The following is a 19,620-nucleotide window of genomic DNA, read 5'->3' as shown; positions in this document are numbered from 1 at the left end:
GAGGATGACTGCCCCGGGATCGGATGGCCCGGGATCGGATGGCCCGGGATCGGATGGCCCGGGATCGGATGGCCCGGGATCGGTCGTCCCGTCAGGGTCAGGCCGCCGTCACCGCCTTCGGCTGGGTCAGCCAGGTCGAAGACCCGGCGGTGTTCGTCCCGGTGACGGCGCAGGTCAGCACGGCGCCGGCCACGGTCGGCGTGTAGCTCGCGGCCGTCGCGCCGGCCACGTCGGCGCCGTTCACCTGCCACTGGTAGCTCCAGGTGATCGCCTGCGGCTTGGCGAACCACGTCCCGACCGCGACGGCGCAGGCATTGCCGACGACGGCGTCGGCGATCGTCGGCGCGCTGCCCCGGTCGGCGATCGGCGCGTAGTCCGGCACCGTGCGCTTCCAGACCGCCACGTCCCAGATCCGCACCACGGTCGAGAGCCCCGGCTGCACCCGGATCTCGAGGTCGACCGCCTGCGCCGCCGCGGCGGCGGTCTTCGGCAGGATGTACCCGGCCGCGCGCCAGTTGCCCGAACCCACCTCGTCGCTCGGATCGCCGGTACAGCCGATGCGGGTGGTGAAGTTCAGCATGTCGAGCTTGTCGAGCGTGCCCGAGACCTGCCGCGCCGAGAAGGTGCCGTCCACGTAGTCGCCGGCCACCAGCGCCAGCGCCAGGCCCGGCGAGGGCACCTTCAGGATCGCCGTCGTGGCGCTCGCCACCGCCGAGACCGTGACCTCCACCGCCGGCTGGCCACCCTCGGTCACGCAGGCGAAGCTCACCGCCCCGTCGCCCGACGCCCGCGCGCCGAGCCAGCCCGCCGGCAGCTGTCCGGTCGCCGGCGCCGTCAGCGTGCCGGTCGATCCGGTCATCGCGATCGGGCTGAGCGCGTTCCGCGACAGGTAGGTGACCGACCGCGCCGGATAGAGCTCGGCCATCACCGGCAGCAGCGCATCGCGCACGATGAGATCGCCGGCTTCGGTGAAATGCAGCCCGTCGGTGGTCTGCGCCATCCGGTCGAGCAGCAGAAGGTCGCCGCGAATCACCCGCACCGCGGCATCGCCGGAATAGGCCGCCGCCGCGGGCAGCAGCTCGCCGAGGTTCGAGGTCCAGCTGCCCGGGATGATCCAGACCACCTTGTGCCCGAGCGCCTTGGCCGCATCGACGACCGCCTTCGCCTCGCTCGCCGCGGTGACGGAATAGTTGCTGCCGTGGTGATACCAGACCACGCCCTTGCCCCACGCCTTGGTCAGCGACTGCAGGAACGGGATCTGGCGCCACGCCCAGTTCGCGTTCTTGCCCGCCGAGCCGAAGTTCGCCCCCGGCGGCGAGAAGAACCGGCCGTCGAGCTTGGCCATCGTGCGGTAGATCCACGAGCCCTGCGAGTAGAGCGGATCGGAATTCGAGTCGCCGAACACGTAGATCGGCACCGGATCGTCGTTCCCCGTGTCCACCGGCGTGGTGGGCGTGGTGGGGGTCGTCGGCGTGGTGGGAGTCGTCGGGGTCGTGGGAGTCGTCGGCGTGGTCGGCGTGGTCGTCCCTCCGGCGAGCTTCGCGCCGATCGCGTCGAGGACGGCGACGCTGCCGCGGTAGGTGCCGCCGCCGAGGCGACCGGAGATCGCGTTCAGCGCCGCCATGACCAGCGCATGACCCCCGGTCCCGCCGAGACGCTGGCTAATCTCGTTGAGCGCGCTCAGGCCGCGGCGGTGACCGCCGGTGCCGCCCGCGAGCACCGCCCACTCGTTGAGCGCGGCGATGGTCAGCCGGTGCCCGCCCACGCCCCCCTTCGCCACGCAGATCGCGTTCAGCGCCTGCACCTTCAACCGTGTAGCCATGGACCGAAGCCTCCGCTGCGGCACCCGGGCGGGCGCCCTCCTGGCGCGCGACCCTACGGGCAGCCCGCCGGAGTTGCGGCGAGGCGCGGAGCGGCGCGCGCTCCCGCCCGCCAGTCGCTCACCGCCACCCCGAGGCCGAAGAGGACGGCGAGAAACGGCCCGAAGTCGGCGCCGATGCCCGTCAGCAGGCTGCTGGCGAAGGGCGCCAGCCAGGCCCAGCGCACCCCCCCGAGCAGCAGGCGCGCCTCCGGGTCGCGCGGCAGCGCGCGGCGGGTGAGCGTGCGCAGGATGAAGCCGTAGTAGAGCCCGGCGCCGAGCACCCCCGTTCCGGCCAGAACCCCCACGACCGAGGTCGAGACCCTGGTCGAGCCGACGCCGAGCCCGAGGCCGCCGGTGGCGAGGAACGCCCGCCACGACACCTCGGTCCAGGCGCTGCGCTCGGCGAACGATGCGGAGGCCGCCTTCTCGACCACCGTCGCCTCGAGCAGTGCAGCCACCGGATCGAGCAGGTGCGGCAGCACGGCGAAGACCGCCGCCAGTGCCGCCAGCCCGCCGATCGCCGCCCACGCCTCGGGCGCGAGCCCGCGCCGGCCCGGCTCCCGCCGGCGCAGCGTCACGGCGCGCCAGCCCCATTCCGCCGCCGCCGCCGCGCCGAGCACCGAGAGCCCGGCATAGGCCGCCGTCGATGTCGAGAGAGCGATGCTGGCGAGCAGCCCCAGCATCAGCGCCGGCATGCCCCGCCGGCGCAGCCATCCGTCGGGCAGCGCCCGGCGCAGGAAATAGAGCAGCGACAGGTAGCCGACGCAAAGCAGGCCGAAGGCCGCCGCCTCGGGCATCAGCCCGACGACGCGCTTGGTGCCGAGGATCACGTGGCTGACGTGCAGCGCATAGGCCGCCGTGCGGAACGGCGCGAGCAGGGGCGCCACCGGCATGACGGCGGTGGCGAGATCGAGCAGCCCGGTCGCCACCGCCACCGCGCCGCCGAGCGCCAGCGCCCGGAGCGCGTGCTGGCGCATGCCGGGCTGGGCCAGCAGCCGGCCATAGGCGATCGCGACGAGGATCGAGATCAGCAGGTAGGCGAGTTGCGAGGCGTTCTGCGCCGATGGCGCCAGCGGCGTCGGCGCCAGAACCTCGCCGCGCCACGGCATGACGATCGTCCCGGCGAAGAGCCGTGGCAGGAACGCCGTCGCCACCACCGCCACCACCGCATAGGCCGCGAGCAGCAGCATCCCCCGCGGCGCCAGCGCCAGCCGGGCCATTCCGGCGAGCCCGCCCCGGGTCAGCGCGCAGCGCAGCACCAGCAGCGCCCCGAGCATCGGCGCGGGCGTGAGCGCGAGGCCGCCGCTCGCCGACGCGGGCAGCACCGCGAGCGATCCGAACGGCAGCAGCGCGAGGTGCAGCGTGACCAGCCGGCGGCCGCCCGCCCCGGCGAAGCCCCAGAGCGCCAGCGCCCAGAATCCCACGATCGGCAGCAGCGTCATCGCTCTCCCTCGGCCTTCGGCCACAGAGATGCGCGCCAGACGTTATGGTTGTGTTAACCAAAATTGCCGCCAATGGCGGCCATCGTGTTGACCGCCGCCACACCCCTTCTCGACCTCCTCGACGACGTGCCCGGGCCGCGCGTGCTGCCCGTCGCCGTCAACGCCCGGGTGCTCGCCACCGGCGAGGGCGGCGTCCGCCGGGTCGCCGCCGAACTGCTGCGCGCGCTCGACCACCTGCTGCCCGAACGCGGCTACGCGCCCCTGCCCCGGCTCTCGCCCGCGGGCGGCACGCCGCAGCTCTGGGAGCAGGCGGCGCTGCCCCTCGCCGCGCGCGGACGGCTGATCCTCGGCCTCGGCAACCAGGGCCCGGTCCTCGCCCGCAACGCGATCACCATGATCCACGACGCGCAGGTCTTCATCAGCCCCGCGTCCTATTCCGCGGGCTTTCGGCGCTGGTACATGGCCAGCCTGCCGCTGATCGGCCGCCGCCACCGGCGCATCCTCACCGTCTCGCGCTTCGCGGCGGCTGAACTGGCCCGCCACGGCGTCGCTTCCACCGGGCGCATCACCGTCGTGCCGAACGGCGTCGACCACATCCTGCGTCCCGCGCCGGATCGCAGCATCTTCGACCGCCTCGGCGTGGCGCCCGGCAGCTACGCCTGCGCGCTCGCGAACAGCCAGGCGCACAAGAACGTCGGCCTCCTGCTCCGCGCCTTCGCCCGGCCCGAACTCGCACACCTGCACCTCGTCCTGACGGGCGCCGCCCGGGCGGAGGCGTTCGCCGCGCCGGTCCCGGCCAACGTGATCTTTGCCGGCGCCGTCTCGGACGCAGAGCTGCGCGCCCTGCTCGGCGCGGCGCTCTGCCAGCTCTGCCCGTCGACCACCGAAGGGTTCGGGCTGCCGCCGCTCGAGGCCATGCGGCTCGGGACGCCGGCGATCATCGCGCCGCTCGGCGCCCTGCCCGAGACCTGCGGCACCGCCGCGATCCGTGCCCCGGCGGACGATCCCGCCGCCTGGGCCGCCGCAATCCTCCGCCTGGCCGCCGATCCCGACGAGGCCCGCGCCCGCGGCGCCGCCGGCCGCGACCACGCCCGTGCCTTCACCTGGCACCGCGCGGCGGAGGCCGTCCTCGCAATCCTGGAGGCCGAATGTCCGGATCCCGCCCGATGATGCCGCCGCGCCTCGCCCTCATCGTCGCCAGCCGCGGCCGCCCCGACTGCCTCGCCCGCTTCGGCGAGCGGCTGGCGGTCCAGACCCGGCGCCCCGACCGGCTGATCTACTCCGTCGCCGACAGCGCCGACCTGCCGCCGGAGCTGCCGCCCGACGTCGAGGTCATCACCGGGGGGGCCGGCCTCGCCGCGCAACGCAACCGGGCGCTCGAGCGGGTGCTCGGCGACTGCGAGATCGTCGCGTTCTTCGACGACGACTTCGTGCCGTCGTGCCACGCGCTCGAAGGCATCCAGCGGGTGTTTCTCGCCTGGCCCGACGTGGTGGGCGCCACCGGGCGCGTGATCGCCGACGGCGTCTCGTCCGCCGGCATCCCGCTCGCCGAGGCCGAGCATCTGGTCGACGCCGCCGATGCCGCCGGTCCCGCCGACCTGCGGCCCCGCGCCGAGCTCGACGGGCTCTATGGCTGCAACATGGCGTTCCGCGCCGGCGCGATCGGTACGACCCGCTTCGACGAACGCCTGCCGCTCTATGGCTGGCAGGAGGACGTGGACTTCGCCGCGCGCCTCCGGCCACACGGCCGGCTCGTGCTCACCCACGCGTTCGGCGGCGTGCACTGCGGCGTCAAATCCGGCAGGACGCCCGGCCTGCGCCTCGGCTATTCCCAGGTGGCCAATCCGGTCTACCTTGCCCGCAAGGGGTCGATGCGCCCGTTCCGCTCCGCCCGGCTGATCGCGAAGAACCTGCTCGCGAACCACCTGCACGCGCTGTCGCCCGAGCCGTGGGTCGACCGCCGCGGCCGGGTGCGCGGCAACTGGCTCGCCCTCGTCCACGCTCTTTCCGGCCAGCTCGACCCCGAGCACGTCCTGAGGCTCTGAGGTGGCGCCCGAAGCGGCGCGCGCCGCCCCGCGCCGCTCGGCGCTCCGCGTCGGCGGCTGGGTCGTCGCCGCCCGCGTCGCGCCCCAGGCCAGCGGCCTCGTCCTCCTCGTGCTCGGCGGCCGCGCCCTCGCCCCCGAGACACTCGGCAGCTTCGTGCTCGCCTTCGCGGCAATCGAGCTGCTTCGACTGCTGGTGCGCGCCGGCTGGCGCGAGGCGGTGCTGCTCGACCTGACCGGTGAGGCGACGCCGACGATCCTTGCCGTCGCCCTCGCCGCCGGCCTCGCGGCCCAGCCCGTCGCGCTCGCCGCCGCCCTCGCCGCGCCGCATCTCTCCGCCACCCCCGGCCTCGCGCCCGCGCTCGCGCTCCTCGGCCTCTCGGTCCTGCCGCTCGGCGCCGCGGCGGTCTGGGAGGGGACCCTGCTTCGCGACGGTGCCCCCGACCGCGCCGCCCGGCCGCTCCTCGCCGCCGAGATCGTCCAGTCGGCCGCCGCCGCCCTGCTCCTCACGCTCGGCTGGGGCATCCTCGCCCTCGCCGCCGCCCGGGTGCTGCGGGCCGCCGTCCTCGCCGCGGGCCTCGCGCACGCCAGCGGTGCCTGCGCCCTCGCCTTCGACCTCGGCCGTGCCCGGCCGCTCCTGCCGGTCTCGGGCCACGTCACGCTCGCCTCGCTCGCCGGTCTCGCCGGCACCTCCGGCGCCGACATCGTCGTCGGCTTCGTCCTCGGACCCGCGGCCGTCGCGCTCTACCGCATCGCCGCCCGCATCGCCGGCGCCGTCGCCGAGGTCGTGACCGAAACCACCCGCGTCTTCGCGTGGTCGGCCCTCGCCGGTCGCGGCCCCCTGTCTCCCGATGCGGTCGCGACGCTGTTCGACCGGGCCTTCGTGCTCACTGTCCCGGTCTTCGCCGGCCTCGCCCTCACCGCGCACCCGCTCGTCGAGACCGTGCTCGGCCCGACGTGGGGCGGCGCCGCGCCGATCCTCGCCTGGCTCGCCCTCGCCCGCCTGCTCGCCGTCCCCGTCACGCTCGCCGCCCCGGTCCTCGCCAGCCACGGCCGGACCCGCGCACTGCCCCGCCTCGCGGGCCTCCTCGCCGCGACCGGGCTCGTCGCCACCCTCGCCGCCGGCCGCCACGGCCTCACCGCGGTCGCCCTCGCCCAGGTCGGCACCGCGGGCCTCGGCGCCGCGGCAACCCTGTTCCTCCTCCGCCCGATCGCCCCGCCCGCGCGCCTCCTGCCCGCCGCCTCCACCATCGCCGCCACCGCCGCCATGGCCCTCGCCCTGCCGCTGGCCGCCACCGGCCCTGCCCCGGCGACGCTCGCGCTGCAGGTCGCGACCGGCGCCGCGCTCTGGGCCGGGTTCCTCCGCCTCTGCCGCCCCGACCTCGCCGCCGAGCTGCTGCGCACCGCGGGGGCCCCGACGCCATGACCGCCCTCGCCGACCCCGCCCGCGTGCTCCTCCCCGCCCGCCGCGCCGCCGACCTCGACATCGCCCGCGCCCTCGGCATCACCCTCGTCGTCGCCGGCCACGCGCTCATCGGCGTCGAGCGGGCGCTCGGCGAGACGCCGGCCGGCCGCTTCGCCCTCGTGCTGATCTACGCCGTGCACATGCCGCTGTTCTTCTTCCTCTCCGGCCTGCTCGCCCGAACGGCGCTCACCGAGCCGCCCGCCGCCTTCGCGCGCCGCCTCGCCACCCGCTTCGCCTGGCCCTACCTGCTCTGGAGCCTGATCCTGCTCGGCTTCCACGCCGGCTTCAGCGACCTCACCAACACCCGTGTCGCGCTGGCAAACCCGCTCCGCGTCCTCTGGGCGCCGCCCTCGGTCATGTGGTTTCTCTACGTGCTGGCCGCCGCCCTCGCGACCGCCCGCCTGCTTCGCCCGCTTCCGGCGGCGGCCACCCGCGGCATCGGCGCCGCCCTGGTCGTCGCCGGCTCACTGCTCGACGCCTGGCTCCTGCCCTACCTGCGCTTCGCCGGCCTGTTCCTGATCGCCACCACGCTCGAGGCCGAAACGGTGCGCCGGCAGGCAACCCGCCCGGCGATCCAGGTCGCCGCCGCGGCACTCCTCGCCAGCGGCGCCGTCTTCGCGGCCCTCGCCGCCGCGGCGCCGCTCACCGGCTACCCCGCGGCCGAACTGCGCTACCTTCCCGCCGCCGCGGGCGGCATCCTCCTCGTGCTCGCCGCCGGCGATGCCCTCGCCCGCACCGCCCTCGGCCCGCCGCTCGCGGCGCTCGGCCGTCGCACCCTGCCGATCTTCCTCACCCACATCCTGGTCCTCGCCGCCCTGCGCATCGTGCTCGTCCACGCCGGCGTCACCGACCGCGGCCTGCTCCTCGCCCTGGTGATCCCCGCGGGACTGCTCCTGCCGCTCGCGGCCGCGGCCGCCGCCGAGCGGCTTCGCCTCTCCCGCCTGCTCGGGTGGTCCTGATGCCCGTCCCCGCCTTCGCCAAGCGCCTCGCCGGCACCGGCCTCGGCCTCGCGCCGCACGCCCGGCACGACCGCTGCCTCTTCCTGCTCGGGCACATGCGCTGCGGCTCCACCGCGCTCTCGAACGTGCTCTGCGCGCATCCCGAAATCTCCGGCTACGGCGAGAGCCACGTGGACCACGGCGCTCCCTCCGCGCCCGGCCGGCTGGTGCTGAACCAGATCGGCGCGGGCCGCTGGAAGCCGGCGGCGCGCCACCTGTTCGACAAGGTGCTGCACGACCATCTGGATGCCGGCGTCCCGCCGGCCTTCTTCGCCGGCCGCGCCATCTTCCTCACCCGGGCGCCGGAACCGTCGATCGCCTCGATCCTCGCGCTCTTCGCCTCGCTCGGCAACCGCGAGTACCCCGATCCGGCCAGCGCGGCGGCCTACTACACCACCCGCCTCGCCCGGCTCGCCGCGCTCTGGGACGGCTTTCCGCCCGAGCGCCGCCTCGCGCTGCGCCACGAGACGCTGATCGCGGATCCCGACGCGGCGCTCGCCCGGCTTACCGGCTTCCTCGCGCTCGAGCGGCCGCTCACCAACGCCTACCGCGCGTCCCCGACCCGCCCCGGCGCCGGCGACCCGCTCGCCGCGGGCTGGACGACGATCGCGGCGGCCGCGCCCCGGCCGCGCCACGCCGGCCTCTCGGCGCAGGAACTCGCCGCCGCCACCGCCGCCCGTGCGGCCTTCCTCGACCGGAGCGAGCCTTGAAGCACGACCGCCCGCCGATCCGCCTCCACCCGCCCGAGGACGAGGACGACCTCGTCGGCCTGCGCGAACTCGCCGCCCGGCTCTGGCGCGGCCGCTGGATGATCCTGCTCGCGGGCCTGCTCGCCGCCGCCGCCGCCTTCGTGCTGACCGCGCGCCTGCCCGACCGCTACACCGCCACCGCGCGGGTGATGTTCGCCGCGGAAAAGCCCAACGTCATCGACCTCAAGGACATCCTCGCCGACCCGGCGTTCAGCAAGGACACCCTGCAGAACGAGGTCGAGGTGCTGCGCTCGACCAGCCTCCTCAACGCGGTGGTGGCCGAGCTCGGCCTCGCCGCCGACCCGGAATTCAACCCCGCGCTGCGCGAACCCGGCCGCCTCGCGGCCTGGCTCGATGGGCTCACCCCGCCCGACTGGCTCGCCCGCCTCGCGCTCCGCGTCGCTCCGGACGCCGCGGCACCGGCGCCCGACCCGGTCGTGCGCCAGCGGCAGCTCGTCACCGGCGCCGTGCTCGACGCGCTCACCCTCCGGCCGATCGAGGGCACCCGGGTGATCGAGATCGCCGTCACCGCCGGCAGGCCCGAGACCGCGGCGGCCATCTCCAACGCCATCGCCGGGCAGTACCTCCTCGACCAGCTTTCGGCCAAGACCGACACGACGCGCCGCGCGACGGAGTGGCTCGCGACCCGGGTCGAGGACGCGCGCGCCAAGGTCCAGGCGGCGGAAGACGCGGTCGAGGCGGCCCGCGCCGAGCTGAGCGACCAGTCCGGGCAGGGCCTCGACATCTCCGAGCAGCAGCTCGCCACGCTCAACGAGGCGCTGGCCGCGGCGCGCGGCCGCTCGGCGCAGGCCGATGCGCGCCACCGCCGTCTAGCCGAGGCACTCGCCGCCGGGACTGACCTCGCCTCGGTGAACGAATTCCGCGACGCCGCGCCGATCGTCGCCCTGCGCGAGACCGAGGCCGACCTCGCCACCCGCCTCGCCGGCCTCTCGCCCCGGCACCCGTCGCGCAGCGCTCTCACGGCCGAACTCGCCGCGACCCGCGCCAAGATGCAGGCCGAGGCCGCAGCACTCGTCGACGCCGCCGGCCTCGACGCCGACTCGGCCCATGCCGAGGAGGCCTCGCTCGGCGCAGCCGTGCGCAGCCTCGAGACCAAGACCCTCGGCCAGTCGCGCGAAGACCTGCGCCTGCGCCAGCTCGAGCGCGAGGCCGACGCCGACCGGCTGATCTACGAGACGATGCTGAACCGCCTGAAGGAAGCCGGCGAACAGGTCGACCTGCAGGCGCCGAACGCCCGCGTCCTGTCGCCCGCCGACCCGCCACTCGCCCCGGATCAGAGCCGCCGGCTGCTCGTCGTGGCGCTCGCGGGCCTCGTCGGCCTTGCGGCGGGCGCGGTGCTCGCGCTGGTGCTCGACCTCCTCGACGCCACGTTCCGGGCGCCGCAGCAGGTCGAGCTGGTGACAGGCCGGCCGGTGCTCGCGACGATCCCCTCGATCGGCACCGGCCGCAGCCGGGCCGAAGTGCTGGCGCGCCTGTCCGAGCGGCCGAACTCCTCGCTCGCCGAGGCGGTACGCAACCTGCGCACCAGTCTGCTGCACTCGAACCTCGACCACCCGCCGCGCGTGGTGATGTTCACCTCCACCGTGCCGCAGGAGGGCAAGACCGTCACCGCGCTCCTGACCGCGCTCGCCAGCATCCAGATGGGCCGCACGGCCGTCGTCGTCGACTGCGACCTGCGCCGCTCGCCGGCCACCGCCACGCTGCGCCCCGGCGCCCACCGCCTCGGGCTGCTCTCGGTGCTCGACGGCACCGCGACGCTCGACGAGGCGGTGTTCCATGATCCCGTGACCGGGCTGCACGCCCTGCTCGCGCGGCCGGAAGAGACGCGCAGCTGGCTGAACGCCGCCGACGTGCTCGCCTCGAGCCGCTTCGCGACACTGCTCGGGACGCTCTCGGAGCGCTACGACCTCGTGATCCTCGACACGCCGCCGACACTCGTCGTCTCGGACGCGCGCATCCTCTCGACGCTCTGCGACGCGGTGGTCTACTGCGCCCGCTGGGCCGGCACGCCGCGCGGCGCGGTGATCGAGGGCCTGCGTGAACTCGAGACGGTCGACGCCCCGATCGCCGGCGTGGTCGTCACCCTGCTGAACGAGCACAAGGCCGCGCGCAGCTCCTTCGACGGCTACGTCTACTACCGCGGCCGCTATCGCGACTACTACGCCAACTGACCCCGGCCGCCCGGGAAACGGCTGCCGCGACGACGGTCTGAAAACTGCTAGACGCCCAGCCGGTCGCGCAGGCCATACCACCACGACCCGAGCACAGAGTACGGCACCGCGAACCGTCGCCCCCCCGGGAACGGGATCCACGGGACCCGCTCGAACACGTCGAAGCGCGATCGGTCGCCGTCCACCGCCTCGCCGAGGATCCGCCCGAACAGGTGGCTCCCCACCACCCCGTGCCCGCTGTAGCCCTGCGCGAAATAGGTCCGGCTCCCGAGCCGCCCCATCTGCGGCACCCGGCTGAACGAGATCGCGCAGTTCCCCGACCAGGCATGCTCGATCCGCACCCCGCGCAGCGCCGGGAAGATCCGCTCCATGTTCGGCACCAGCTTCGCCCGGATATCCGCCGGATCCGTGCCGCCATAGACCGTCCCGCCGCCCCAGAGCAGCCGTCCGTCCGCCGACAGGCGGTAGTAGTCGAGCACATACCGCACATCCTCGACGCAGACGTCCGTCGGCAAGAGCGCCCGCCCCCGCTCGCCCAGCGGCTCGGTCGCCATCACCTGGGTCGAGAACGGCATCACCCGGTCGGCGATCTCCGGCACCACCTCGCCGAGATAGGCGTTCCCGGCCAGCACCAGCACCTCAGGCCGCACCACGCCGCGCGCCGTCCGAACCACCGGCCGCCCGCCCGCGTCCTCGACCCGCAGCACCGGGGTCTCCTCGTGGATCACGCCGCCCAGCCGCTCCACCGCCGCCGCCTCGCCCAGCGCCAGGTTCAGCGGATGCAGGTGGCCCCCCGTCCGGTCCAGCATCCCGCCGGCGTAGGCATCGCTCCCGACGTGCCGCCGCACGCCCGCCGCGTCGAGCAGCTCGAAGTTGTCGATGCCGTACCCGCGCCACAGCGCCTGCTTCGCCTCCAGCTCGCGCATCTGCCGTGCGGTGAACGCGGTGAAGAGGTTGCCGTCCTTGAGGTCGCAGGCGATGCCGTGGCGGGCCACCCGCTCCCGGATGATCCGCCCGCCCTCCTGCACCACGGTCGCGACGAAATCCGCCGTCCCGCGGCCATACCGCCCCTCGATCGTCTCGAGGCTCGCGTTCAGGCCGTTCACGATCTGCCCGCCGTTCCGCCCCGAGGCGCCCCAGCCGACCTTCGCCGCCTCGAGCACCATCACCTCGTGCCCGCGCTCGGCCAGCTCGATCGCCGCCGAGAGCCCGGTGAACCCGGCACCGACGATGCAGACCTCGACCGCCCGCTCTCCCTCGAACGCGGGCCGCTCCGGCGCTGCATGCGCCGACGCCGCATAATAGCTCCCCGGATACTCCGTCACCTCTCACCCCCGCTCCCGCCGCCCACAGCCCTTCTTCAGGTCTTCATACGGCCTTGAAACCTGGAGAGCAGTCGTTTTCCGGCCACAGCCGGAAAACCAGCAAAGAAAGACCAGCGCGCACCGCGCGCACCGCATCGCGGGCAATGCCCGCGTCCCCGCGCTACGGCCGCTCGCCGACCGCCGCCCCGGGGCACCCGCGGGCGTGCCGCCCGCGACGGCGGGGCGGGGGCTCGATGCCCCCGCTCCGCCGTCCCCGGGGTCAGACGGTCTCGAGATAGGTCTCGTGCTCGAACGGGCTGATCTGCTTCGAGAACACCTGCAGCTCCTGCTTCTTCATGCCGACGAAGGTGTCGCGCAGGATCGGCGCGAAAACCCCGGCGATGCCCTCGCTCGCCTCGAACGCCTCGATCGCCGCCTTCCAGTCGATCGGCAGCGTCGCGCCGCCCTGCCCGCTCGTCACCATCGGCGCCGGCGGCTCGATCCGGCGCTCCATGCCGTCGAGCGCCGCCCCGAGGATCGTCGCCAGCACCAGGTAGGGATTGGCATCCGCCCCGGCCACCCGGTGCTCGATCCGCCGCGCCGCATTGGACCCGCCCGGAATCCGCACCGCCGCCGCCCGCGTCTCGTAGCCCCAGCACACATCCGAGGCGACATGCGCATTCGGCGTCAGCCGGCGATAGGAGTTGCGATGCGGCGCGAAGATCAGCGCCGAGGCCCGCATCATCTCGAGCAGCCCCCCGACCGCGTGCCGCATCACCTCCGACCCCTCGGCCGTGCCGTTGTCGAAGACGTTGCGCCCCTCGCGGTCGAGCAGGCTGAAATGCACGTGAAAGCCGTTGCCCGCCCGGTCAAGGAACGGCTTCGCCATGAAGCTCGCCGCCAGCTCGTACTTCCGCGCGATCCCCTTGACGAACCGCTTGAAGTAAAGCGCATCGTCCGCCGCCTTCAGCGGATCGGGCACGTGCAGCAGGTTGATCTCGAACTGCCCGCCGCCGTTCTCGGAAATCGCCGAGTCGACCGGCACGTCGTGGGCGTCGCAGGCGGCATAGACGTCGGTGAAGAACGCCTCGAAGTGGTCGAGATCGTCGATCGACAGCGCCCCGTCGCCGTCGAGCAGCTTGTGCGTCACCGGCGACTTCGGCGGCGTCGGCACCTCGCCCGTGGTGTCGACGAGATAGAACTCGAGCTCGGTCGCCACCACCGGCGTCAGCCCGAGCGCGCGATACCGCTCGCACACCCCGGCGAGCGCCCGGCGCGGATCGCCGAGGTACGGCGTGCCATCCTCTGCCAGCATCCAGAGCGGCAGCAGCGCCGTGGGCGACCCGAGCCAGTTCACCGGCAGGAAGCCGCGTCCCGTCGGCTCGCAGCGGCCGTCGATGTCGCCCTGCTGGAACACCAGCGGGTTGCCCGCCACGTCCTCGCCCCAGATGTCGAGGCAGGCGATGGAATAGGGCATGCGCGTCGCGCCCTCGAGCACCTTGCCCGCCTGCGCCACCGGCACCCGCTTGCCGCGCAGGATGCCGTTCAGGTCACAGACCGCCGCGCGCAGGCTGGTGATCTCCGGCCGCGCCTCGAGCCAGCGCAACGCCTCGTGCGAATTCAAGATCGAGCCTCCCGGTTCCCTGTCCCACGAGCTAGCATCCGCTCGCTATCAGGTGAAGCCCCGGCGCCACGCCAGCGCTTACCCTCGCCACCCACCCACCCACGCGCTTCAGGGATCCTGCCCGTGCCCGTCTCCCGCCGCCGCTTCCTCGCGTTCGCCGCTGGCCTGCCCGCCGCCTGCACCGCCGCCTGCACCGCGTCGCCGGACGGGCCGATGGCGCTCGGCCAGCCCGACGACGACAGGCTCGTCATGCACGCCTTCCTGCCGGAGGGCGCGCCGAAAGCGGTGATCCTCGCGCTGCACGGCTACGGCGACGCCGGCGATCTCACCTTCGGCCGCGCCGCCGCGGCCTGGACGGCCCGCGGCATCGCCGTCTTCGCCCCGGACCAGCGCGGCTTCGGCTCCAATCCGAGCCGGCGGCACTGGCCGGGCGTCGATGTGCTCGCCTCGGATGCCCGCGCCCACGCGCACGCGCTCCGCCGCCGCTTCCCCGACCTGCCGCTGACCGTCGTCGGGCATTCCATGGGCGGCGGGGTCGCCCTCGTCGCCGCCGGACAGGGCCTCGATGCCGACGGGCTCGTGCTTGCCGGCCCGGCGATCGCCGGCGGCGAGGCGCTCGGCGAGGTCGCGCGCGGCGCCGCGCGGCTGCTCGCCACGGCGCTGCCGGAACGGCGCTGGACCGGCGAGGGCGTGGTGCGCATCCAGCCGACCGACGACCTCGACGCGCTCCGCACCGTCGCGGCCGACCCGCGCCACTTCGGCGACCCGTCGAGCCGCGAACTCTACGGCCTCGTGCTGCTCATGGACCGCGCCGCCGCAGCCGCGCCATCGGTCCACCTGCCGACGGTGGTGATGATGGGCGCCCGGGATCAGGTGCTTCGCCCGGAGAGCGTGGAGCAGGTGGCGCTCACCATTCCCGGCCTCACCCGCTACATCCTTTACCCGCGCGGCTGGCACTGGCTGTTCCGCGACCGGCAGGCGCCGCGGGTCTGGGCCGACACCGGCGACATCGCCCTCGGCGTCACGCGTAGCGATTTCCCCTGACGCCCCCGACTTCCCCTGACGCCCGTCACCGCCGCCGCCGCGCCCGGGGCCGCCCGTCCCGCGGCGGCTCCAGCCCCTCGCGCAGCACCGCGGTCATCGGGTGCTCCGGCGCGGCAGCGCCGTGGCGCGCGAGGAGCCGCGCGATCTCGGCGCGCCCGTCGCCCGCGACGAGACCGAGCGCCCAGTCGAGAAAGATCGTGCGCGCCTCGGCCGGCCCGATCTCCATGCGATAGGCCTCGCGGATCAACCCGCGCGGATCGTCCGGATCGTCGCCCTTCATGCCGCCACCCGCGCCGCTTCCTCGAACAGGATCGCGTGCCGGCCGGCCAGCCGCTCGGGGTCGTCGTCGTAGCCGCCGCCGAGCACGCCCACCACCGGCACCCGGCGCGCCCGCGCCCAGCAGATCACCATCCGCTCCCGCGCCCGCAGCCCGAAGTCGCTGAGCGCGAGCCGCCCCAGCCGGTCGCCCCCGTGCGGGTCGACGCCGGCGTTGTAGAACACCACCTCCGGCCCGAAGCTCTCCGCGGCCCGAAGCCCGTGCTCCAACACCTGAAGATACTCCGAATCCCCGAGTCCGTCCGGCAGCGGGAAGTCCAGCGTCGAGCTGGCCTTGCGCGCCGGATAGTTCCGCTCGGCGTGCAGCGACAGCGTGAAGACCCGCTCCTCGCCCGCGAAGATCCGCGCCGTCCCGTCGCCCTGATGGACGTCCGCGTCGACGACGGCCACCCGGCGGACCCGCCCCTCGTCGAGCAGCGCGCGCGCTGCCACCGCCACGTCGTTGAAGACGCAGTAACCCGCGCCGCCCTCCGGCCCCGCGTGGTGCGCGCCGCCGGCCATGTTGCAGGCGATGCCGTGCTCGAGCGCCAGCCGGGCCGCGAGCAGCGTGCCCGCGGAGGACAGGAACGCCCGCCGCGCCACGGCCTCGGTCCCCGGCAGGCCGATCGCGCGGACCTCATCCGGCGCCATCCGGCAGCCCGCCACCCGCTCGACATAGCCGCGATCGTGCACCGCCGCGACCACCGCGACGCTCGCCGGCGCCGGCCCGACGAACCCGCCCGCCGCCGGCAGCAGGCGCCGGGCCAGCAGCGCCGCGCGAAGGTAGCCGTACTTCGACATCGGAAACGGATGGTTTGCCCGCAGCGGCGCCTGATAGTCTGGATGAAACACGATCGGCAGCATCACGCGCTCCCCCGCACCGGCCCCGTCCCGGCGTTCCCCCTCGCACGGAGCCCGTCGGCCGCGCGCGACTGCGATCCGGGTGCCATCAGGTCCACCGGGCGCCCCCGGCCATGCCGCCTCACCCAGCCAGCCGCGCGGCGATGATCGCCGCCGCCCGCGCCGCGTCGGTCACGAACCGGCGGCGGAGCGTGTCGAGGTCGTCCTCGCCCGTCACCGCCAGCACCAGCCGCACCAGCCCCGCGCCGCCGTCGCCCGGGTCCATCGTGTGATCGCTGGCGAGGCGCATCACCTGCTGGAACGCCGCGAGGCGACCGAGCGATCCCGCCAGCATCGCGGCATCCTCGCGTGCGATCCAGCCGAGGCCACCGAGCTTCTCCAGCATCCGCCGCGGGCTCCTCTGGCTGCCGAGGTCGCAGACCAGCGCGCCCGTCTGCGCCAGAAGCTCGATGTCCATCATCCGCCCCGGCCCGAGCTTCACCTCCCACGGATTGCCCCCCGCCGCCTCGTGCGCCTCGCCGAGGCGCCGGCGCATGTCCGCCGCGTCCGCCAGCACCTTTGCCGCCTCGTGCGGCCCGGCGAGCACGGCCCGGATCGCCGCCGTCGCCGCCTGGCCCAGCCCCGCCGGCCCGGCCACCACCCGCGCGCGCGTCAGCGCCATGTGCTCCCAGGTCCAGGCATCCTCGGCCTGATACCGCTGGAAGGCCGCGAGCGAGGTCGCGACCGGCCCCGACCGGCCGGACGGGCGCAGGCGCATGTCGACCTTGTAGAGCACCCCCTCCGGCATCGGCGCGGTCAGGGCCGAGATCAGCGCCTGGGTCAGCCGCGAGAAATAGACCGTCGTCGCCAGCGGCCGCGGCCCCTCCGATCCCTCGGCCCCCTCCGCGTCATAGATCATGATGAGATCAAGGTCCGAACTCACCGTCATCTCCCGGCTGCCGAGCTTGCCCATGGCGACGACCACCGCCCCTGCTCCCGGGGGGGAGCCGTGCTTGCGGGCGAACTCCGCCACCACCGCCGGCCACAGCGCGCCGATCACCGCATCGGCCACGGCCGAGTAGGCCGCCGCGCCCTCCTCGGGCTCGAGCAGCTGGCGCAGCAGCAGGACGCCGATGCGGAAATGCCGCTCCTTCATCCACACCCGCGCCGCGTTCAGCGCCGCCTCGTAGTCCGCCGCCCCGGCGATGCGCGCCGCGAGATCGCCCCGCATCTCGCTGGCCGACGGCAGCGGGCGGTAGAAATCCGCGCTGATGACGGCATCGAGCACGCCGACGTTGGCGCCGAGATACTGCGCCAGTGCCGGCGCCGTGCCGCAGATGTCGACGAGCAGGTCGAGCAGCGACGGGTTCGCCTCCATCAGCGAGAAGAGCTGCACCCCCGCCGGCAGCCGGCGCAGGAACGCGTCGAGCGAGCGCAGCGCCGAGTCCGGGCTCGCCGCCCCCGCCATCCGCCGCAGGAGGCCCGGCTCCAGCCGCTTGAAGATCGCCCTCGCCCGCTCGCTGCGCAGCGCCGGCAGCCGCTGCCACTCGGCGATGATACCGAGTGCGGCCTCGGGGTCGGCAAAGATCTCCTCCGGCGCCGGCGCCTCGGCCGATGGCCGCCGCCGCTCGGCCTCGAAGAACGTCTCGGTCAGCGCCTTCACCGTCTCCAGCCGCTCGGTCAGCTCCCGCTCGAACGCCTCGCGCGTCAGGCCGCAGAACGCCGCCAGCCGGCCCATGCCCTCGTCGCCTTCGGGCAGGGTCTGGGTCTGCGCGTCGTCCAGCATCTGCAGCCGGTGCTCGACCTCGCGGTGCGCCACGTAGGCCGCGGACAGCACCTCGGCCGCCTCGCGGTCCACCCACCCCTTGCCCGCCAGCGCGTCGAGCGCGGCCAGCGTCGCGCGCTGGCGCAACCCCGGGTCGCGGCCGCCGACGATCAGCTGCCGTGTCTGGGTGAAGAACTCGATCTCGCGGATGCCGCCCTGCCCGAGCTTGATGTTGTGCCCCGGCACCTGCAGGGCGCCGCCCAGCCCCTTGTGCGCCCGGATCCGCAGCCGCATGTCGTGCGCGTCCTCGATCGCCGCGAAATCGAGGTGCCTGCGCCAGACGAACGGCGTCAGCCGGCCGAGAAACCGCTCGCCCGCCGCAACGGCGCCGGCGATCGGCCGCGCCTTGATATAGGCCGCGCGTTCCCACGTCCGTCCGACGCTTTCATAGTAGTGTTCCGCCGGTTCGCTCGCGATGCAGACCGGAGTCACGGACGGGTCGGGGCGCAGCCGCAGGTCGGTGCGAAAGACATAGCCGTCCTCCGTCACCTCCGAGAGCAGCTTCACCAGCCGCTGCGTCACCCGGATGAAGCCCTTGCGCAGGTCGGCGTAGTCCTCCGGGTCGTGCCGGCTCTCGTCGAACAGCACGATGAGGTCGATGTCGGAGGAATAGTTCAGCTCGAAGGCGCCGAGCTTGCCCATGCCGAGCACGAACACGCCCCCCGCCTCGGCGTCGTCCACGCCGACCCCCGGCAGCCTGCCCCGCGCCGCCTCTTCCGCGACCAGCGCCGACAACCCGAGCCCGGTCGCGCGATCGGCAAGCGCGCTCAGCGCCCCCGTGACTTCGCCGAGCCCCCAGACCCCGCCGAGATCGGCGAGCGCGACGAGCAGCGCCACCCGCCGCCGCGCCACGCGCACCGCCGGCCCGAGCGCCGCGACCCCCTCGACCTCCATCGCCGCCAGTGTCTCGGCCAGCATTGCCTCCGGCGGCTCGCCGAGCGCCCGGCGCAGCCACGCCGCCTCGCGCTCCATCAGGCCGCCGAGAAACCCCGAGCAGCCCGCAGTCCCGGCCAGCAGTTCGCGCGCCACAGGCTCCAAGTCGGCGAACGCCTCGATAGCCCGCGCCGCCGCCGCTGCGTCATGGGGCCGGGGGGCGCGCACGATCCGGGATGCGAGACTGCCCATCACCGCCCCCGGTAGCGCGCGGGGCGCTTCTCGAGGAATGCCCGCACGCCCTCGGGGAAATCCTCCGTCCGGCCCGCCTCGCCCTGCAGCCGCGCCTCGAGCGCGAGCTGTTCGGCGAGCCCGTTGCCGAGGCTCGCGCGCAGGGCCTGCTTGATCCGCGCGTAGGCCGCCGTCGGACCCGCCGCGAGCTGCGCCGCCCGCGCCGCCACTTCGGCCGCGAAGTCCGCGTCGGGCACCGTCGCCCAGATCATGCCCCAGCGCGCCGCCTCCTCCGCGCCGACCGGCTCCGCGAACAGCGCGGCCCCCATCGCGCGGGCAAAGCCCACCTGCCGCGGCAGCCACCACGTGCCGCCCGCGTCGGGAATGAGGCCGATGCGCGCAAACGCCTGCACGAACACCGCGGAGTGCGCCGCGATCACCACGTCGCAGGCGAGCGCGAGGTTCGCGCCTGCGCCTGCCGCCGCGCCGTTCACCGCCGCGATCGTCGGGATCGGACACTCGTAGAGCGCCATCAGCATCGGCTCGTACTCGTCCCGGAGCGTCGCCTCGAGGTCGAGCGCCGCGACGCCGGCCGCCGCGCCCAGATCCTGCCCGGAGCAGAACGCGCGGCCCGCGCCGGTCAGCACCAGCACCCGCGCCTCGCGGCCGGCGCGCTCCACGGCCTCGCGGATCTCGGCGCGCATCGGCGAGGACAGGCCGTTGCGCACCGCCGGCCGGTTCAGGGTGATCGTCGCCACGTCCGCCGTCACGCCGTAGAGGATCGTCTCGAAGCCCATGCGCCCCCCGCGTTTTCC

The 19,620-nt window shown here is 74.5% G+C and carries 15 protein-coding genes; 7 read left to right on the top strand and 8 right to left on the bottom strand.

Going from position 1 to position 19,620, the window contains the following annotated elements; all coding sequences use genetic code 11:
* Positions 1 to 97 precede the first annotated feature (97 nt).
* Together QM699_RS05780 and QM699_RS05775 are read right to left on the bottom strand one after the other, a co-directional pair.
* Positions 98 to 1,822, bottom strand: coding sequence for a hypothetical protein (locus QM699_RS05780; protein WP_415010225.1), 1,725 nt, complete (start codon positions 1,820 to 1,822; stop codon positions 98 to 100).
* A 53-nt stretch (positions 1,823 to 1,875) separates the two neighbouring features.
* Positions 1,876 to 3,303, bottom strand: coding sequence for a hypothetical protein (locus QM699_RS05775; protein WP_415010224.1), 1,428 nt, complete (start codon positions 3,301 to 3,303; stop codon positions 1,876 to 1,878).
* A gap of 72 nt (positions 3,304 to 3,375) precedes the next feature.
* Between QM699_RS05775 and QM699_RS05770 the strand changes: the two genes are divergently transcribed.
* From QM699_RS05770 to QM699_RS05745, 6 genes are read left to right on the top strand one after another with little or no spacing between them, the layout of a single operon-like run.
* Positions 3,376 to 4,473, top strand: coding sequence for a glycosyltransferase family 4 protein (locus tag QM699_RS05770; protein WP_415010223.1), 1,098 nt, complete (start codon positions 3,376 to 3,378; stop codon positions 4,471 to 4,473).
* Positions 4,452 to 5,348 carry a glycosyltransferase family 2 protein gene (locus tag QM699_RS05765; RefSeq protein ID WP_415010222.1) on the top strand — a complete coding sequence of 299 codons (897 nt, stop codon included), beginning with the start codon at positions 4,452 to 4,454 and terminating at the stop codon, positions 5,346 to 5,348. Before QM699_RS05770 ends, QM699_RS05765 begins: the two co-directional genes overlap by 22 nt.
* 1 nt (position 5,349) lies before the next feature.
* Positions 5,350 to 6,771, top strand: a complete 1,422-nt coding sequence (locus QM699_RS05760; protein WP_415010221.1) for an oligosaccharide flippase family protein — start codon at positions 5,350 to 5,352, stop codon at positions 6,769 to 6,771.
* A complete protein-coding gene (locus QM699_RS05755) occupies positions 6,768 to 7,769 on the top strand; it encodes an acyltransferase family protein (RefSeq protein ID WP_415010220.1) in 1,002 nt (333 codons plus the stop codon). The genes QM699_RS05760 and QM699_RS05755 overlap by 4 nt, the downstream gene beginning before the upstream one ends.
* Positions 7,769 to 8,518 carry a sulfotransferase family protein gene (locus tag QM699_RS05750; protein WP_415010219.1) on the top strand — a complete coding sequence of 250 codons (750 nt, stop codon included), beginning with the start codon at positions 7,769 to 7,771 and terminating at the stop codon, positions 8,516 to 8,518. Before QM699_RS05755 ends, QM699_RS05750 begins: the two co-directional genes overlap by 1 nt.
* The gene (locus tag QM699_RS05745) at positions 8,515 to 10,749 is read left to right on the top strand and encodes a GumC family protein (RefSeq protein WP_415010218.1); all 2,235 of its coding nucleotides are present in this window, start codon (positions 8,515 to 8,517) and stop codon (positions 10,747 to 10,749) included. The genes QM699_RS05750 and QM699_RS05745 overlap by 4 nt, the downstream gene beginning before the upstream one ends.
* Positions 10,750 to 10,796: 47 nt before the next feature.
* Here QM699_RS05745 and QM699_RS05740 read toward each other — a convergent pair whose 3' ends face one another.
* Both QM699_RS05740 and QM699_RS05735 read right to left on the bottom strand, forming a co-directional pair.
* The gene (locus tag QM699_RS05740; RefSeq protein ID WP_415010217.1) at positions 10,797 to 12,074 is read right to left on the bottom strand and encodes an NAD(P)/FAD-dependent oxidoreductase; all 1,278 of its coding nucleotides are present in this window, start codon (positions 12,072 to 12,074) and stop codon (positions 10,797 to 10,799) included.
* 259 nt (positions 12,075 to 12,333) lie between these two features.
* Positions 12,334 to 13,677 (bottom strand): glutamine synthetase family protein, encoded by a 1,344-nt coding sequence (locus QM699_RS05735; RefSeq protein ID WP_415010216.1) that lies wholly within the window; start codon positions 13,675 to 13,677, stop codon positions 12,334 to 12,336.
* A gap of 123 nt (positions 13,678 to 13,800) precedes the next feature.
* Between QM699_RS05735 and QM699_RS05730 the strand changes: the two genes are divergently transcribed.
* A complete protein-coding gene (locus QM699_RS05730; protein WP_415010215.1) occupies positions 13,801 to 14,721 on the top strand; it encodes an alpha/beta fold hydrolase in 921 nt (306 codons plus the stop codon).
* 25 nt (positions 14,722 to 14,746) lie between these two features.
* On the opposite strand, the gene QM699_RS05725 is transcribed toward QM699_RS05730, so the two are convergent.
* The 4 genes from QM699_RS05725 to QM699_RS05710 form a co-directional block, all read right to left on the bottom strand.
* On the bottom strand, positions 14,747 to 15,001 hold the full coding sequence (locus QM699_RS05725) for a hypothetical protein (protein WP_415010214.1): 255 nt from the start codon (positions 14,999 to 15,001) through the stop codon (positions 14,747 to 14,749).
* Positions 14,998 to 15,900 carry a histone deacetylase gene (locus QM699_RS05720; RefSeq protein WP_415010213.1) on the bottom strand — a complete coding sequence of 301 codons (903 nt, stop codon included), beginning with the start codon at positions 15,898 to 15,900 and terminating at the stop codon, positions 14,998 to 15,000. Before QM699_RS05720 ends, QM699_RS05725 begins: the two co-directional genes overlap by 4 nt.
* 118 nt (positions 15,901 to 16,018) lie before the next feature.
* Positions 16,019 to 18,826 carry a bifunctional [glutamine synthetase] adenylyltransferase/[glutamine synthetase]-adenylyl-L-tyrosine phosphorylase gene (locus QM699_RS05715; protein ID WP_415010212.1) on the bottom strand — a complete coding sequence of 936 codons (2,808 nt, stop codon included), beginning with the start codon at positions 18,824 to 18,826 and terminating at the stop codon, positions 16,019 to 16,021.
* Positions 18,826 to 19,602: an enoyl-CoA hydratase-related protein gene (locus QM699_RS05710; RefSeq protein ID WP_415010211.1), complete on the bottom strand. Its 777-nt coding sequence runs from the start codon at positions 19,600 to 19,602 to the stop codon at positions 18,826 to 18,828. Before QM699_RS05710 ends, QM699_RS05715 begins: the two co-directional genes overlap by 1 nt.
* Between the last annotated feature and the right edge of the window lie 18 nt (positions 19,603 to 19,620).

The sequence above is a fragment of the Amaricoccus sp. genome (assembly GCF_047602525.1).
GTDB lineage: Bacteria > Pseudomonadota > Alphaproteobacteria > Rhodobacterales > Rhodobacteraceae > Amaricoccus.
This window is presented reverse-complemented; position numbering and strand designations above follow the sequence as displayed.

Coding starts and splice junctions, on each gene's coding strand:
- QM699_RS05780 (WP_415010225.1), bottom strand. CDS start 1,822: ATGGCTACACGGTTGAAGGTGCAGGCGCTGAACGCGATCTGCGTGGCG.
- QM699_RS05775 (WP_415010224.1), bottom strand. CDS start 3,303: ATGACGCTGCTGCCGATCGTGGGATTCTGGGCGCTGGCGCTCTGGGGC.
- QM699_RS05770 (WP_415010223.1), top strand. CDS start 3,376: ATGGCGGCCATCGTGTTGACCGCCGCCACACCCCTTCTCGACCTCCTC.
- QM699_RS05765 (WP_415010222.1), top strand. CDS start 4,452: ATGTCCGGATCCCGCCCGATGATGCCGCCGCGCCTCGCCCTCATCGTC.
- QM699_RS05755 (WP_415010220.1), top strand. CDS start 6,768: ATGACCGCCCTCGCCGACCCCGCCCGCGTGCTCCTCCCCGCCCGCCGC.
- QM699_RS05750 (WP_415010219.1), top strand. CDS start 7,769: ATGCCCGTCCCCGCCTTCGCCAAGCGCCTCGCCGGCACCGGCCTCGGC.
- QM699_RS05725 (WP_415010214.1), bottom strand. CDS start 15,001: ATGAAGGGCGACGATCCGGACGATCCGCGCGGGTTGATCCGCGAGGCC.
- QM699_RS05720 (WP_415010213.1), bottom strand. CDS start 15,900: ATGCTGCCGATCGTGTTTCATCCAGACTATCAGGCGCCGCTGCGGGCA.
- QM699_RS05715 (WP_415010212.1), bottom strand. CDS start 18,826: ATGGGCAGTCTCGCATCCCGGATCGTGCGCGCCCCCCGGCCCCATGAC.
- QM699_RS05710 (WP_415010211.1), bottom strand. CDS start 19,602: ATGGGCTTCGAGACGATCCTCTACGGCGTGACGGCGGACGTGGCGACG.